Source organism: Nocardia sp. CA-145437 (genome assembly GCF_050956485.1).
Classification (GTDB): Bacteria; Actinomycetota; Actinomycetes; order Mycobacteriales; family Mycobacteriaceae; genus Nocardia.
Genome location: NZ_CP191204.1, coordinates 7273113 through 7287502, shown reverse-complemented (window position 1 = coordinate 7287502; position 14390 = coordinate 7273113). Strand labels below are relative to the sequence as shown.

11 protein-coding genes are annotated in these 14390 nt (G+C 70.2%); 5 read left to right on the top strand and 6 right to left on the bottom strand.

Going from position 1 to position 14390, the window contains the following annotated elements:
- The first annotated feature begins 88 nt into the window (after positions 1–88).
- From lon to ACQPYY_RS33695, 3 genes are all read left to right on the top strand, one after another.
- Entirely contained in the window at positions 89–2488 is a 2400-nt protein-coding gene (lon, locus tag ACQPYY_RS33705) for an endopeptidase La (protein WP_433594797.1), read from the top strand.
- Positions 2489–2588: 100 nt separating this feature from the next.
- A complete protein-coding gene (locus ACQPYY_RS33700) occupies positions 2589–3395 on the top strand; it encodes a heavy metal-binding domain-containing protein (protein ID WP_433592236.1) in 807 nt (268 codons plus the stop codon).
- A complete protein-coding gene (locus ACQPYY_RS33695; RefSeq protein ID WP_433592235.1) occupies positions 3392–3757 on the top strand; it encodes a DUF5073 family protein in 366 nt (121 codons plus the stop codon). The genes ACQPYY_RS33700 and ACQPYY_RS33695 overlap by 4 nt, the downstream gene beginning before the upstream one ends.
- A gap of 55 nt (positions 3758–3812) precedes the next feature.
- Here ACQPYY_RS33695 and ACQPYY_RS33690 read toward each other — a convergent pair whose 3' ends face one another.
- From ACQPYY_RS33690 to ACQPYY_RS33665, 6 genes are all read right to left on the bottom strand, one after another.
- Positions 3813–4805: an oxidoreductase gene (locus ACQPYY_RS33690; protein ID WP_433592234.1), complete on the bottom strand. Its 993-nt coding sequence runs from the start codon at positions 4803–4805 to the stop codon at positions 3813–3815.
- A 69-nt stretch (positions 4806–4874) separates the two neighbouring features.
- The gene (locus tag ACQPYY_RS33685; protein WP_379102856.1) at positions 4875–5660 is read right to left on the bottom strand and encodes an enoyl-CoA hydratase/isomerase family protein; all 786 of its coding nucleotides are present in this window, start codon (positions 5658–5660) and stop codon (positions 4875–4877) included.
- Between the two features lie 30 nt (positions 5661–5690).
- A complete protein-coding gene (locus ACQPYY_RS33680; protein ID WP_433592233.1) occupies positions 5691–6767 on the bottom strand; it encodes a DNA polymerase IV in 1077 nt (358 codons plus the stop codon).
- A 130-nt stretch (positions 6768–6897) separates the two neighbouring features.
- On the bottom strand, positions 6898–7368 hold the full coding sequence (locus ACQPYY_RS33675) for a hypothetical protein (RefSeq protein WP_357088661.1): 471 nt from the start codon (positions 7366–7368) through the stop codon (positions 6898–6900).
- Between the two features lie 190 nt (positions 7369–7558).
- Complete coding sequence (locus tag ACQPYY_RS33670; protein ID WP_379102850.1) at positions 7559–8518, bottom strand: class I SAM-dependent methyltransferase; 960 nt, start codon at positions 8516–8518, stop codon at positions 7559–7561.
- Between the two features lie 92 nt (positions 8519–8610).
- Complete coding sequence (locus tag ACQPYY_RS33665) at positions 8611–10491, bottom strand: ABC transporter ATP-binding protein (protein ID WP_433592232.1); 1881 nt, start codon at positions 10489–10491, stop codon at positions 8611–8613.
- 133 nt (positions 10492–10624) lie between these two features.
- Here ACQPYY_RS33665 and ACQPYY_RS33660 point away from each other — a divergent pair, with 133 nt between their 5' ends.
- Together ACQPYY_RS33660 and ACQPYY_RS33655 are read left to right on the top strand one after the other, a co-directional pair.
- On the top strand, positions 10625–13402 hold the full coding sequence (locus tag ACQPYY_RS33660) for an FAD-binding and (Fe-S)-binding domain-containing protein (protein WP_433592231.1): 2778 nt from the start codon (positions 10625–10627) through the stop codon (positions 13400–13402).
- 59 nt (positions 13403–13461) lie between these two features.
- The gene (locus ACQPYY_RS33655) at positions 13462–14385 is read left to right on the top strand and encodes a DNA-3-methyladenine glycosylase family protein (RefSeq protein WP_433594796.1); all 924 of its coding nucleotides are present in this window, start codon (positions 13462–13464) and stop codon (positions 14383–14385) included.
- The last annotated feature ends 5 nt before the right edge of the window (positions 14386–14390 follow it).

Genomic DNA, 14390 nt, shown 5'->3' with positions numbered 1-14390 from the left:
ACGCTCAACCTTGGAAGGGGTCGAAGACGTGACTACACCTCAGAACCTGCCGGTCCTGTTCCTGACCGATCCGATCGTGCTGCCCGGCATGGTCGTGCCGATCGAACTGGACGAGTCGTCGCAGGCCGCCATCGATGCCGCCCGCGCGGGCAAGGTCAACCAGGTGCTGGTCGCGCCTCGCCTCGATGAGGGCTACGCCGCCTACGGCGTGGTGGCCACCATCGAACAGGTCGGCCGGATGCGCGGTGGCGCGCCCGCGGCGGTGTTGAAGGCGGAGAGCCGGGCCAAGATCGGGCACGGCGTGACCGGACCCGGCGCGGCGCTCTGGGTCGAGGCCGAGCCGGTCGAGATCCCGGCCGCCGACGGACGCACCAAAGACCTCGCGGCCGAATACAAGAAGCTGGTCGTGTCGGTCCTGCAGCGCCGCGAGGCGTGGCAGGTGATCGACGCGGTCAATCAGATGAACGATCCGTCCACGCTGGCCGACGCGGCCGGATGGGCCTCGTACCTGAGCAACGAGCAGAAGCGCGAGATCCTCGACACCCCGGATACCCAAGCGCGACTGCACAAGCTGATCGACTGGACCACCCAGCACATCGCCGAGACCGAGATCAGCGAGAAGATCAGCGAGGACGTCCGCGAGGGGATGGAGAAGACCCAGCGCGAATTCCTGCTGCGCCAGCAGCTCAACGCGATTCGCAAGGAGCTGGGCGAGGACGAGCCGGACGGCGCGGAGGACTACCGCACCCGCGTCGAGAACGCCGACCTGCCCGACGACATCCGCGAGGCCGCGCTGCGCGAGGTCGGACGGCTGGAACGCTCCAGTGATCAGAGCCCGGAGACGGGCTGGATCCGCACCTGGCTGGACACCGTGCTGGAACTGCCGTGGACGGTGAAAACCACCGACTCCGCTGATGTTTCGGCCGCCCGCGCGGTGCTGGACGCCGACCACCACGGCCTCGACGAGGTCAAGGACCGCATGGTCGAGTACCTGGCCGTGCGTTCCCGCCGGGCCGCCCGCGGCCTGGAGGTCGTCGGCGGACGCGGTTCCGGCGCGGTGCTGGTGCTGGTCGGTCCGCCCGGCGTCGGCAAGACCTCGCTGGGTGAGTCCGTGGCACGCGCGCTGGGCCGCAAGTTCGTTCGCGTCGCCCTGGGCGGCGTGCGCGACGAGGCCGAGATCCGCGGTCACCGGCGCACCTACGTCGGCGCGCTGCCCGGCCGCATCGTCCGCGCCATGAAGGAGGCGGGATCGATGAATCCCGTTGTCCTGCTGGACGAGATCGACAAGGTCGGCAGCGACTTCCGCGGCGATCCCGCGGCGGCCCTGCTGGAGGTGCTGGACCCGGCGCAGAACCACACGTTCCGCGACCACTACCTGGACCTGGATCTGGACCTGTCCGACGTGCTGTTCATCGCGACCGCGAACGTCCTCGAGACGATCCCCGGCCCGCTGCTGGACCGCATGGAACTGATCAGCGTCGACGGCTACACCGAGGCCGACAAGGTGGCCATCGCCCGCGACTTCCTGATCCCGCGGCAGCTGGAGCGCAACGCTCTGACCGCCGAGGAGGTCTCGATCACGGACGAGGCGCTGCGTGAGGTCGCCGCCAACTACACCCGGGAAGCCGGTGTGCGCCAGATGGAGCGGCTGATCGCGAAGGCGCTGCGCAAGGCGGCCACCAAGCTGTCGGAGTCCGCGGACATCTCGGACACCGAAAGCCTGGTCAGCAAGGGCGAATTCGTGCCGGAGGGCCTGGGCTACGACCAGGACCTGGGCTACGACCAGGACCTGGGCTACGACACCGACGCGGCCGCGTCCGGCAAGCTGGTGATCGGACTGGGTGACCTGAAGGACTACCTGGGCCGTCCGCGCTTCACCCCCGACGGGGTGGAACGCACCGCGGTCCCCGGTGTCGCAACGGGTTTGGCCGTGACCGGCGCGGGCGGCGACGTCCTCTACATCGAGGCCAATGCCGCCGAGGGCGATCGCTCGCTGACCCTGACCGGTCAGCTGGGTGACGTCATGAAGGAGTCCGCGCAGATCGCCCTGACCTACGTCCGCTCCCACCTGGAGGAGATCGGCATCGAGCCGACGGTGCTGGATCGCAATATCCACATCCACTTCCCGGCGGGCGCGGTGCCCAAGGACGGACCGTCCGCGGGCGTCACCATGGTCACCGCCCTGGTGTCGCTGGCCCTGGGCCGCCAGGTCCGCGCGGATGTCGGCATGACCGGTGAGGTCACGCTGAACGGACGGGTGCTGCCGATCGGCGGCGTGAAGCAGAAGCTGCTCGCCGCCCAGCGCGCCGGCCTGAAGACCGTGTTCATCCCGGCCCGCAACGAGCCGGACCTGGACGAGGTCCCCGCCGAGGTGCTGGCCGCCCTGGATGTCCGCCCCGTCGCCGACGTGGCCGAGATCCTGGCCTACGCCATCGAGCCGGTCGCCGAACCGGCCTACGACGGGCGGCAGCTGAGCGCGACCGCCTGAGGTGACGGCAAGGGGCCGGGTGTCTTCTGTGAAGACACCCGGCCTCTGTGGTTTGCGAGTCGTACTCTCGGAGAAGACTTCCGACGGAGGACACAACGCCATGCAGCCTCATCAGCCCAGCCAGCCCGCTCAGCTCGATCAGGTGGCGGGCGAGCGCCTCTCCCATGCGAACCGCATCTTCACCTCCGACCTGTCGGTCAACGAGTTCGCGTTGCTGCACGGCGCGGGCTTCGACCCCATCGACCTGGTGATGGGCGTGTCCGTCTATCACGTGGGCTTCCAGTTCACCGGCATCCGACAGCAGCAGGAGCTCCCGGTGCTGACCGAGGCCACCTACCGGGCCCGGTGGAATGCCATGTCCCGTATGCAGGCCGAGGCCGACGCGTTGAATGCCGACGGCGTGGTGGGTGTGCGCCTGGAGTGGCGTCAGCACGGCGAATCCCTCGAGCATCTGGAGTTCATCGCGGTCGGCACCGCGGTCCGATACGCGAAGGCGCCCGGCAGCTACAAACGCCCGAACGGCCAGGCCTTCACCAGCCACCTCTCCGGCCAGGACATGGTGACTCTCATGCGGACCGGTTACGCGCCGGTCGCTTTCGTCATGGGCAACTGCGTCTTCCACGTGGCCGTGCAGAGCTTCCGCCAGATGCTCAGCCAGATGGGCCGCAATATGGAAATGCCCCAGTGGACCCAGGGCAATTACCAGGCCCGCGAACTCGCCATGTCCCGCATGCAGGCCGAAGCCGAACGCGACGGCGCGACCGGTGTCACGGGTGTCACCGTCGACATCTCCAACTACGCCTGGGGCTACCACACCGTCGAGTTCTACGCCTCGGGCACCGCTGTCCGCCGCATCGGTGAGGGCGACCCCATCACGCCCCAATTCACCCTTGGAATGAACCAGTGACCGACTTCGACACCGAGACCGCCACGCGCGCCATCGCCTCGGCCCTCGACGGCCCGGGCGGCCTCGCGATGGTCTTCACCGTCTTCGCCAACGTCCCCGGAGTAACCCGGACCCCACCTCGCAAGTCGCTGTTCCGCTCCGACCCCGAACGCGTCCACATCGGTTCCTGGCGCTACGAAGTCACCCGCGACCACCGCATCAAAGCCGACCACATAGTCGGAGGAATCGTCCTGGCGGAAGAACTCCTTCCCGCCGCGGGTATCGCCCCGCACCTGGCGAGGGCGCTGGCCGAGATCGCCTCGTCCTACGGGCCCACCGCGTTGCCGCACCTGTCCGCCGCTCTTGACGTGCTGGCGGGCTGACTGCGGCAACCGGTGGGCAACGCTGGTTGTTTCACATGAAACGGTGTACCGCTGCTCAGAACTCCCCGGCCACGCCGAGAATCGTTCGGCCGGAGTGAGTTCCGTCGAGGATGGAGCGGAGGACGGATTCGGCTTCGGTGATGGGCGCGTAATTTTCCAGCAATGAGAGGTGCTGGGGTTTCAAGTCTTTGGCGAGGCGGGCCCACAGGTCGCGGCGCTGGGCGATCGGGAAGTGGGCCGAGTCGATGCCGAGGAGAGAGACGCCGCGCAGGATGAAGGGCATGACGGTGGTGGGGAGGTCGGATCCGCCGGTCAGGCCGGAAACGGCAACCGCGCCACCATATTTGACCGTGCTGAGGATGTGGGCCAGAGATTCGCCGCCCACGCTGTCGACGGCGGCGGCCCATTGGGCCTTGCCGAGGGCGCGGACCTTTTCCCCTTCGGCGGGGAGGCGGCCGATGACCGAGGACGCGCCGAGGGCGGAGAGGAGTTCGGTCGCACCGAGTTTGCCGGTGGAGGCGACGACCTCGAAGCCGAGGCCGCAGAGGATGTCGACGGCGACGGTGCCGACGCCGCCGGTGGCGCCGGTGACCAGGACCGGGCCGGAGTCGGGGGTGAGGCCGCGGTCGAGGAGGGCCTGCACGCTCATGGCGGCGGTATAGCCCGCGGTGCCGATGGCGGCGGCCTCGCGCGGGGTGAGGCCGTCCAGTTTCACCACCCAGCCGGCGGGGACGCGGGCGTATTCGGCGAAGCCGCCGTGGTGGGCGACGCCGATGTCGTAGCCGTGGGCGACCACCAGGTCGCCGGGCGCGAACTCCGGATCGGTGGAGCTGACCACCTCGCCGGTGAGGTCGATGCCGGGGATGAGCGGGTACTGCCGCACCACGCCGCCGCGCGGGGTGATGGCCAGTCCGTCCTTGTAGTTGGCGCTCGAGAAGTGCACCTTGATCGTCACGTCACCCGGCATGAGGAAGTCGTCGGCGACTTCCTCCCGGATGAGGGCGATCCCGCTGTCCGATTCCTGTGCCACCATCGCCTGGAAACCCATGGTCCGAGCATAGGGGGCGGAGCTCCGGCCGGATCGGGGAAAACGGCCGGGCTCAGACGAATCCGGACGTCAGGCGTACTTCGGGGCGCGCTTCCCGGTGAAGGCGGCGATACCCTCCTGGCCGTCCGCGGACTCCGCGTTGCGGGTGATGAACGCCGCCTCGGTGTTGAGCTGCTCCTCCAGGTTGTGCTGTCCGGAGACCAGCAGCAGCTTCTTCACCGCCGCGTTCGATGCCTTGGGGCCGGCCGCGAACTCCTGGGCCAGCGTCTCGACCGCGTCGGCCAGCTCGTCGTCGGCGACGACGCGGTGCAGCAGACCCCACTCCAGGGCCTCGGCCGCGCGCAGGGTGCGGTTGGTGAGCATGAGCTCCTGGGTCTTGCGCAGGCCGATCAGGCGCGGCAGGTAGTAGGACGCGCCGCCGTCCGGGCTCAGGCCGATCTTGGTGTACGCCATGGTGAAGGCGGCGGACTCGGCGGCCACCACCAGGTCACCGGCCACCGCGAGGCTCATGCCCGCACCCGCGGCGGTGCCGTTCACGCCCACGATGAGCAGCGCGTCCATCCGGGCCAGCGCCGACACCGCGCGGTGCAGGGTCCCGGCCAGCTTCTCGATGAACGCGCCGGTGTCGCCGCTGGCCGCCATGGCCCGCACGTCGCCGCCCGCGGAGAAGAACCGCCCGGCACCGGTCAGCACCACGACCTTCACCGCCGGATCCTCCGAGCAGTAGGTGGCCGCGCGCTCCAGCTCTTCGGCAAGCGCCTGATCGATGCCATTGGCGGCGTTCGGCCGGTTCAGCGTGATGCGGGCGATCGGGCCGTCGTGTTCGAACAGGATGTTCTCGTAGTTGTCGCTCATCGAGAGGATGCCTTCCGTCGGTAGACCTGATCACAGCATGGCGTACTCGACACGGACCCCGAGCAACCGGATCGGCCGATCCAGCTCGAACCCGTCCAGTACCTCCAACGCGGTCTGCGTGATCTCGTCCACGTCGGTGGTCGGCGCGGGCAGTTTCCGCTGCTTGCTGCGGGTGAAGAAGGTCTTGGTCCGCACCGTCACGCTCACCCGTCCGACGGCCCGCCCGGCCGCGACGGTCTCCTCCGCCACCTGGGTGGCCAGCCGCGCCACCGCGGCGTCGATCTCGTCGCGTTCGGTGAGGTCGCGCGGGAAGGTCTCGGAGCGGCTGTGCCCCACCGGTTCTCGCGGCTCGGCGATATCGGTGTCGCCCGCCCCGTGCCCGAGTACCCACAGGTAGGGCCCGGTATTGGGCCCGAACTCGGCCGCCAGTAAGCCCCGGTCGGCGGCGGCCAGATCGGCCACGGTCTCGATGCCCAACCCGCTCATGCGTTTCGCGATGCGCGCGCCGATCCCCCACAGCGCGGTGGTCGGGCGGTGGGACATCAACTCGACCCAGTTGGCGCTGGTCAGCCGGAAGATCCCGGTCCCCGCGTCCTGCTCCGGCGGCGGCTCGTCGGCCGCCGGCAGCGATTTCCCCACGGCCTTGGCGAACCCGGTGGCCAGTTTGGCCCGGGTCTTGTTGTCCCCGATGCCGACCGCGCAGGTCAGATCCAATTCCGCGATGGCGGACCGGATCTCGCGCGCCAGTTCCTCGGGATCCTCGGTGTCGACCGCGAGGAACGCTTCGTCGAAGCCGAGCACCTCCACCCGTCCGGGGAAGGTGCGCAGCAGCGCCATGATCTCCTCGGACGCCTCGGCGTAGGTGGCCAGATCCTGCGGCAGGAAGACCCCGTCGGGGCAGACCCGCGCGGCGGTGCGCAGCGGCATGCCCGCGCGCACCCCGAACGCCCGCGCCGGATAGGAGGCGCAGGACACCACTTTGCGAGGTTCGGTGGGATCGCCGTGCCCGCCCACGATGACCGGCTGCCCGCGCAGCTCCGGGTGCCGCCGGAATTCGACCGCGGCCTGGAATTGGTCGAGGTCGACGTGCAGCAGCCAGCGCGTCATGCCGGCGGATCCTCCCGCAGTATTGAACCCGGACTCTCCGGGGCGAAACCGGCGTACTCCTCCGTCATACCGCATGGTCTTCCGAATTACCGGGATACCGGGTGCGGTCGGGCGGAGCGGCGCGCCCGGGTCAGCGGGAGCGGCGCAGCAGCCCGATGGGCGAGCGGTAGGCGTAGCGCGCCTTCACCGCACCCGAATCGGCCTCCCCGGTGACCCGGATCAGCGGGGCGCCCGGGAACCGCGGCAGCTTGACCCGATTGGCGACGGTGCCGTTGCCGGGCCGCACGCCGTCCGTGTCGACCCGCCAGCCGCGCGGCACGATCAGCACGATGGCGCCCGCACCGGCCGCGACCCGGATGTCGATCTCGCGCCGGGAGCACCGGGCCTGGGTGAAGTCCACCACCAGCTTGCCCGAAACGCATTCGGCGACCAGCTGTTTGGGGACCGTCCAGTCCTCGTCGGTGCGTTTGGTGCCGCTGGTCACCCGTAGTTCCAGGGGAGGCGCGTCCATCGAGGGCCGATATCGGCGTGCACCGAGCACGCCCTCGATATCGTCGACGCGGGTCGCGGCCGTCTGCCGCTGCTCCTTGGTACGGGTCACCGAAACTCCTCCCCCGGCATGTGAAACGATCATGTGGGTTATGCCATGGGAGCTCGAATTATGCCGCATAGCAGGGCATTTCGGGAGGTCGGAGCCGGTTCTGCGGCCACAACACGGTGTCGGTTCGGGCACGGCCAGATCACGATCGCGCCCGACCGACATGTCGTCCCGCGGCGTGGCGGGAGCCGGATCAGCGGCGGCCGACGAACACCGTGGTGGCCCCGAGGATGTAAATGTCCTCGCGCGCACCGATATACGTGTCGGCGTCTCGATCCAGCAGGGCGGCGATGGTGGCCCGGTCCGCCGCGTCAAGGCGTTCACCGACCCGCTCGCTCAAACCGGTCAGCCACGCCACCACACTGTCGCGCACGGCCGGTGCGGGCGGCGCGGGGTGATCGGTGAGCACGCTGAAGGAGGTGGCCTCGGCCAGCCCGGCCCGGGTCAGCGCCACATTCCAGCCGTAGGGCATGGAGACCGCGCCGGTGATGTCGGTGCGCATCTGCGCGAAGCCCGCGTCGCGCAGGCCCAGCAGCCGATCCTGCAGGCCGGGTGCGCCGATGCCGAGTTCCCACGGCAGGCACCGCACGCTCACCCCGCCCTCGGCCAGCGCCAGCCGCCCGCCGGGACGCAGCAGTCCGGCGAAGCGTGCCACGCCCGCCTGCTGATCGGGCAGGTGATGCACCATGCGGGAGGCCCACACCAGGTCCGCCGCCGGGAGTCCCGCGCCGAAGTCCGCGGCCGCCGCATCGGCGGTCACCGTCTCGACGTGCACTCGGTCGTCGCCGTCCAGCGCGACTTTCACGGCCTGCTGGGCGACCTCGAGCAGTTCGGGCACGGCGTCGACGATCAGCAGCCGGCCGCCGCCGCGGGCGAGTAGTTCGCGCGCGAACGCCACGCTCTGACCACCCGCGCCCGCACCGATGTCGAGCACGACCGCCTCGGTCCCGGCGGGAATCGATCCGACCAGTCGGCGCGCGATCTCGGCATTGGTGGCGGCCGACATGGCGTCGTCGCGCTGCAGGTCGGGAATCATGGTCGCCCAGTCGATTCCGTCGTGCGTGTGGCCGTGACCGTGCGCATGCCCGTGGCCGTGACCGTGGGAATGCTGGTGTCCGTGCGTGCCTGCCTGTTCGTGGGAGTGAGCGCTCATGCCCCGACGCTATCGGGGAGCGCCCACCCGCCTCGAATTCTTTTGCCGATCCGGCAATGGGTCGGTCCGATCCGGCCGACCCCGCCGAGCGATCAGGCCGTCGCGGGCACGCTGGAATCGGCGAACTGGGTGCGATAGAGCTCGGTGTAGCGGCCGTCCGCGGCGAGCAGTTCGGTGTGGGTGCCGCGTTCCACGATCCGGCCGTGCTCGAGCACGACGATCTGGTCGGCATTGCGGATCGTCGACAGCCGGTGCGCGATGACCAGGGCGGTGCGGCCGTCGAGCGCCTCGGCCAGCGCTTCCTGCACGGCCGCCTCCGAGGTGGAGTCCAGCGAGGCGGTGGCCTCGTCGAGGATCACCACGCGCGGCTGCTTGAGCAGCAGTCGGGCGATTGTGAGCCGCTGCCGTTCCCCGCCGGACAGGCGATAACCGCGTTCGCCGACCACGGTGTCCAGACCGTCGGGCAGCGATTCGATGAGGTCGCGCAGCCGGGCCCGCCGCAGCGCGTCCCAGAGGTCGTCCTCGGTGGCCTCGGGCCGCGCGAGCAGCAGGTTGGCCCGGATGCTGTCGTGGAACAGATGCCCGTCCTGAGTGACCAGGCCGACGGTGTCCTGGATGGACTGCCCGGTCAGCTCCCGCACATCCTTGCCGCCCAGCAGCACCGCGCCGGAGTCCACGTCGTAGAGCCGCGAAACCAATTGCGCGATGGTGGATTTCCCGGCCCCGGAGGAGCCGACCAGCGCCACCATCTGACCGGGCTCGGCGCGCAGCGACACCGCGTGCAGCACCTCCTCACCGCCCCGGGTGTCCAGGGTGGCCACATCCTCGAGCGAGGCGAGCGACACCTTGTCCGCCGACGGGTAGCCGAAGCTGACGCCGTCCAGCTCGACCGCCACCGGACCCGGCGGCACCGGCCCGGCCAGCGGCGAATCCTCGATCAACGGCTTCAGATCGAGCACCTCGAAGACCCGCTCGAAGCTCACCAGCGCCGACATCACGTCCACCCGGGCGCTGGCCAGCGCGGTGAGCGGCGAGTACAGCCGGGTCAGCAGCAGCGAGAGCGCCACCACCGAGCCGGGTTCCATCTGTCCCTTCAGCGCGAGGTAGCCGCCGAGCCCGTAGACGAGGGCCAGCGCGAGCGCGGAGACCAGGGTGAGCGCGGTGACGAAGACCGTCTGCAGCATGGCGGTGCGCACCCCGATATCGCGCACCCGACCGGCCCGCAGCCCGAACTCCGCCGACTCCTGCCGCGGCCGCCCGAACAGTTTGACCAGGGTGGCGCCGGGCGCGGAGAAGCGTTCGGTCATCTGGGTGCTCATGGCCGCGTCGAGCCCGGCGGCCTCACGCTGGATCCCGGCCAGCCGTTCGCCCATGCGCCGCGCGGGCAGGACGAACACCGGCAGCAGCACCAGCGCGAGCAGGGTGATCTGCCAGGACAGCCGCAGCATCACGGCCAGGGTCAGCGCGAGGGTCACCACATTTGTGACGACCCCGGACAGGGTGGTGCTGAAGGCCCGCTGCGCCCCGATGACGTCATTGTTCAACCGGCTCACCAGTGCGCCGGTCCGGGTACGCGTGAAGAAGGCGATCGGCATCTTCTGGACGTGGTCGAACACCGCGGTGCGCAGATCGAAGATGAGCCCTTCTCCGATGCGCGCCGACAGCCACCGGATCACCAGGCCCAGCCCGGCGTCCAGGACCGCGACCACCGCGATGATCACCGCCAGCACGATGACCGTCCGCGGCGCGCCGTGCGACACGATTGCGTCGACGACGCGTCCCGCCAGCACCGGCGTCGCCACCGCGAGTAGCGCGGAGACGATGCTGAAGATCAGGAATGACACCAGCTGCCGGTGATGCGGGCGTGCGAAAGCGAGAATCCGCTTCGCCGTCGCCATCCGCAGCGGCCGCTGCTCCGTGGGCGCGTGCATCTGCCGATAGAGCTGATTCCACGCCACCGATTCGATACTCATCCCCGCTCCTCACCTGTCCGGGGTACAGCAAACCCCGCACCACCGACACTAAGACCTCAACAAAGGTTGAGGGCAAGTGCTTCCGGCCTGGTCACGAGTTCGCTCGCAGCGAAACCCGCCTAGGGTTGGACCCGTGAAGCGAGGTCGGGACGTGAGCGCGGCGTGGGAGCGGGCATTGCGCGGGTCGATCACCGGCGAGGTCGACACGGGACCGCGGCGGCGGGCCGAGTACGCCTCGGACGCGTCGAACTATCGGGTGCCGCCGGCGGCCGTCGTGTTTCCGCGCGACGCGGCCGATGTCATGGCCGCCCTCGATATCGCCCGGGCCGAGGGACTGCCGGTGACCGCGCGCGGGGCGGGCACCTCGGTCGCGGGCAATGCCATCGGACCGGGTCTGGTCCTCGACTTCAGCCGCCACCTGACCGGGATCCTCGATCTCGACCCCGACCGGCGGATCGCCCGCGTGCAGCCGGGCGTGGTGCTGGCCGCGTTGCAGCGGCGAGCGGGGGCGCACGGGCTGCGGTTCGGCCCGGATCCCTCCACCCAGAACCGGTGCACGCTGGGCGGGATGATCGGCAACAATGCCTGCGGCCCGCACGCCGTGGCCTGGGGCAGGACCTCGGATACGGTGCGGGAGTTGCGGATTCTCGACGGGCGCGGCGTGGAGCGCACCCTCGGGGCCGATCCGTCGGTACTCGCCGGACTGCCCGAATTCACCCGGGAACACCTGGCCTTGATCCGCACCGAACTCGGCAGATTCGAGCGGCAGGCGTCCGGATACGCGCTGGAACATCTACTGCCGGAACGTGGTTCGTCGGCGGCCAAGGCCTTCGTCGGCACCGAGGGAACCTGTGGACTTCTGCTCGACGCGACCGTCGATCTGGTCCCGGTGCCCGCGGCGACGGTACTGGTCGTGCTCGGCTACCCGGACATGCCCACGGCCGCCGACGATATCGCCACGATCATGGCCGCCGGGCCGATCGCCGTGGAAGGTATGGATGCCCGCCTGGTCGATGTGGTGCGGGTGCACCGGGGCGCGGTGCCCGAGCTGCCGCGCGGTGGCGGCTGGCTCCTGATCGAAATCGACGGTGACACACCGGAACAGGCGCGCGAGAAGGCCGAAGCATTGCGCGCGTCCGCCCACGCCCTCGACTCCCGGCTGGTGACCGACGCGGCCGAGGCTCGCGCACTGTGGGGCATCCGAGCCGACGGCGCGGGCCTGGCCGGCCGCACCCCGGACGATCATCCGGCCTGGCCCGGCTGGGAGGACGCCGCGGTGCCGCCCGCCCGCCTGGGCGACTACCTGCGCGACTTCGAGCGGCTCACCCGTGAGCACGGCGTGGACGGCCTGCTGTACGGCCATTTCGGCGACGGTTGCATCCACGTGCGCCTGGATCTGCCGATAGCCGATGCGCCGCAACGCTTCCGCGCCTTCCTCGAGGACGCCGCCCGGCAGGTGGTGGGTTTCGGCGGCTCGCTGTCGGGTGAGCACGGCGACGGCCGCGCCCGCTCGGATCTGTTGCGACTCATGTACTCCCAGGACGCGCTCGACGCCTTCGCGGGCTTCAAGGCGCTGTTCGATCCGGACGCGGTCCTGAATCCCGGTGTCCTCGTTCATCCCCGCCCGGTCGACGCCGACCTGCGCCTGGCGGGCCTGCGCCCGTTGCCCACCACGGGTGGATTCGCCTTCCCCGCCGACGGTGATCTGGCCACCGCGGTGCACCGCTGTGTCGGTATCGGCAAGTGCCGCGCGGACACTCCCGGCGGTGTCATGTGCCCGTCCTATCTGGCGACCGCCGACGAGAAGGACAGCACCCGGGGCCGCGCCCGAGTGCTCCAGGATGTCGTCCGGGGCGAGCTGGATTGGCGGTCGGAAGCCGTCGCGGAGTCCTTGGATCTGTGTCTGTCCTGCAAGGCCTGCCATTCCGAGTGTCCGGCCGGTATCGACATGGCCACTTACAAGTCGGAGACGCTGTACCGCCGCTATCAGGGCAGGCCCCGACCGATCGATCACTACACCCTCGGTCAGCTGCCGCGCTGGCTGGCAGCGGCGTCGCGATTGCCGGGTCTGGTCAACGCGCTCAGCGGTGCCGGTCCGCTGCGCAGACTCGGATTGCGCGCGGCCGGAATGGATTCCCGGCGCACGGTGCCGGCGCTGGCGAAGAAGAGCTTCCGCCGGACTTGGCGTCCTTCGGCGCCTCCGCAGGACAGGCCAGGCGTGCTGCTGTGGACGGATACCTTCACGGATGCCTTCGACCCCGAGATCGCCACCGCCACGGTCGAATTGATCGAATCGCTCGGCCATCACGTGCGCATCCCGGACCGGCGCGTCTGCTGCGGTCTGACCTGGATCAGCACCGGCCAGCTGGACGGCGCGCGACAGCGACTGCGCGCCACCGTCGACGCGCTCGACGCCCACGTCCGATCCGGCGGCGTGGTCGTCGGCATGGAGCCGTCCTGCACCGCCGCCCTCCGCGACGACCTGCCCCGCCTGCTGCCGGATGACCCGCGCGCTGCCGCCGTCGCGGCCGCGGTGCACACCCTCGCCGAGTTCCTGGAGACCCAGCCCGGCTGGCAGCCCCCGGACCGCTCCGGCCGCACGGTGCTGGTGCAGCCGCACTGCCACCAGCACGCCGTGTTCGGATTCGCCGCCGACCGCAGGATCCTGGACCGCACCGGCGCGCGGGTGATCGAGGTCACCGGCTGCTGCGGACTCGCGGGCAACTTCGGCATGCAGCGCGGCCACTACGACGTGTCGGTCGCGGTCGCCGAGCGCGGCCTGCTCCCGGCCCTGCGCACCGCACCCGCGAACGCGACCCTGCTCGCCGACGGCTTCTCCTGCCGGACCCAGGCCGCGCAGCTGGCCGGGCGATCCTCCCGCCATCTCGCCCAGTTCCTGCTGGACCGGTGAGGCGTCCCTAGAATGACGCGGTGACTTCCGCGCCGCCCGCCCAGCCCGCTCGCGGGCGGGTGGCCGCCACCGCGGAGCACAGCCGGACGCTGAGCTCGGACCGGCCGCTGGATCTGGCCGCCACCATCTCCCCGCTGCGCCGTGGTTTCGGCGACCCCTGCCACCGCGAGACCCCCGACGGCTCGCATTGGCACGCCTCGCGGATGCCGTCCGGCGAGGTCACCTACCGGCTGCGTCAGCGCGACCGGCACACCGTCGACGCCCGCGCCTGGGGTCCGGGCAGCGAGGAATTCCTCGAGCAACTGCCGCGCATGCTGTGCCTGGACGAGGACGTCAGCGACTTCACCCCCGAACACCCCAAGATCGTCGAGGCACACCGCCGCAATCCGGGCCTGCGCATGCTGCGCACGGGTCTGGTGTGGGAAGCGCTGGTTCCCGCGGTGCTCGAGCAGAAGGTGCACACCAGGACCGCCCACGACTCCTGGCGGAAGCTGGTGTGGCGCTACGGGACTCCCGCACCCGGTCCGGCCCCCGAGGGTCTGCGGGTGATGCCGGACGCCGAGACCTGGCGGCATATCCCGTCGTGGGTCTACCACCGCGCCAATGTCGGGCCGCAGCGCTCGAAAACCATTGTGCTGGCGGCCCGGATCGCGCCGAAGCTGGAGCAGTCCGCCACCCTGGGGCACGCCGACGCCGCGCACCGGCTGCGTACCGTGCCGGGGATCGGGATCTGGACCGCCGCCGAGATCGCGCAGCGCGCCTTCGGCGATCCGGATGCCCTGTCGGTGGGCGATTTCCATCTGGCCGCCACGGTCGGCTGGACCCTGCTGGGTGAGCCGATCGACGACGACGCCATGGTCGAATACCTGGAACCGCTACGCCCGCACCGGTATCGGGCGGTGCGGCTGCTCGGACTGGCCGGTTTCGCGCACAAGCCGAAGTTCGGTCCGCGCACGCCCTATACCGATCACAGCCGCATCTGAACCCC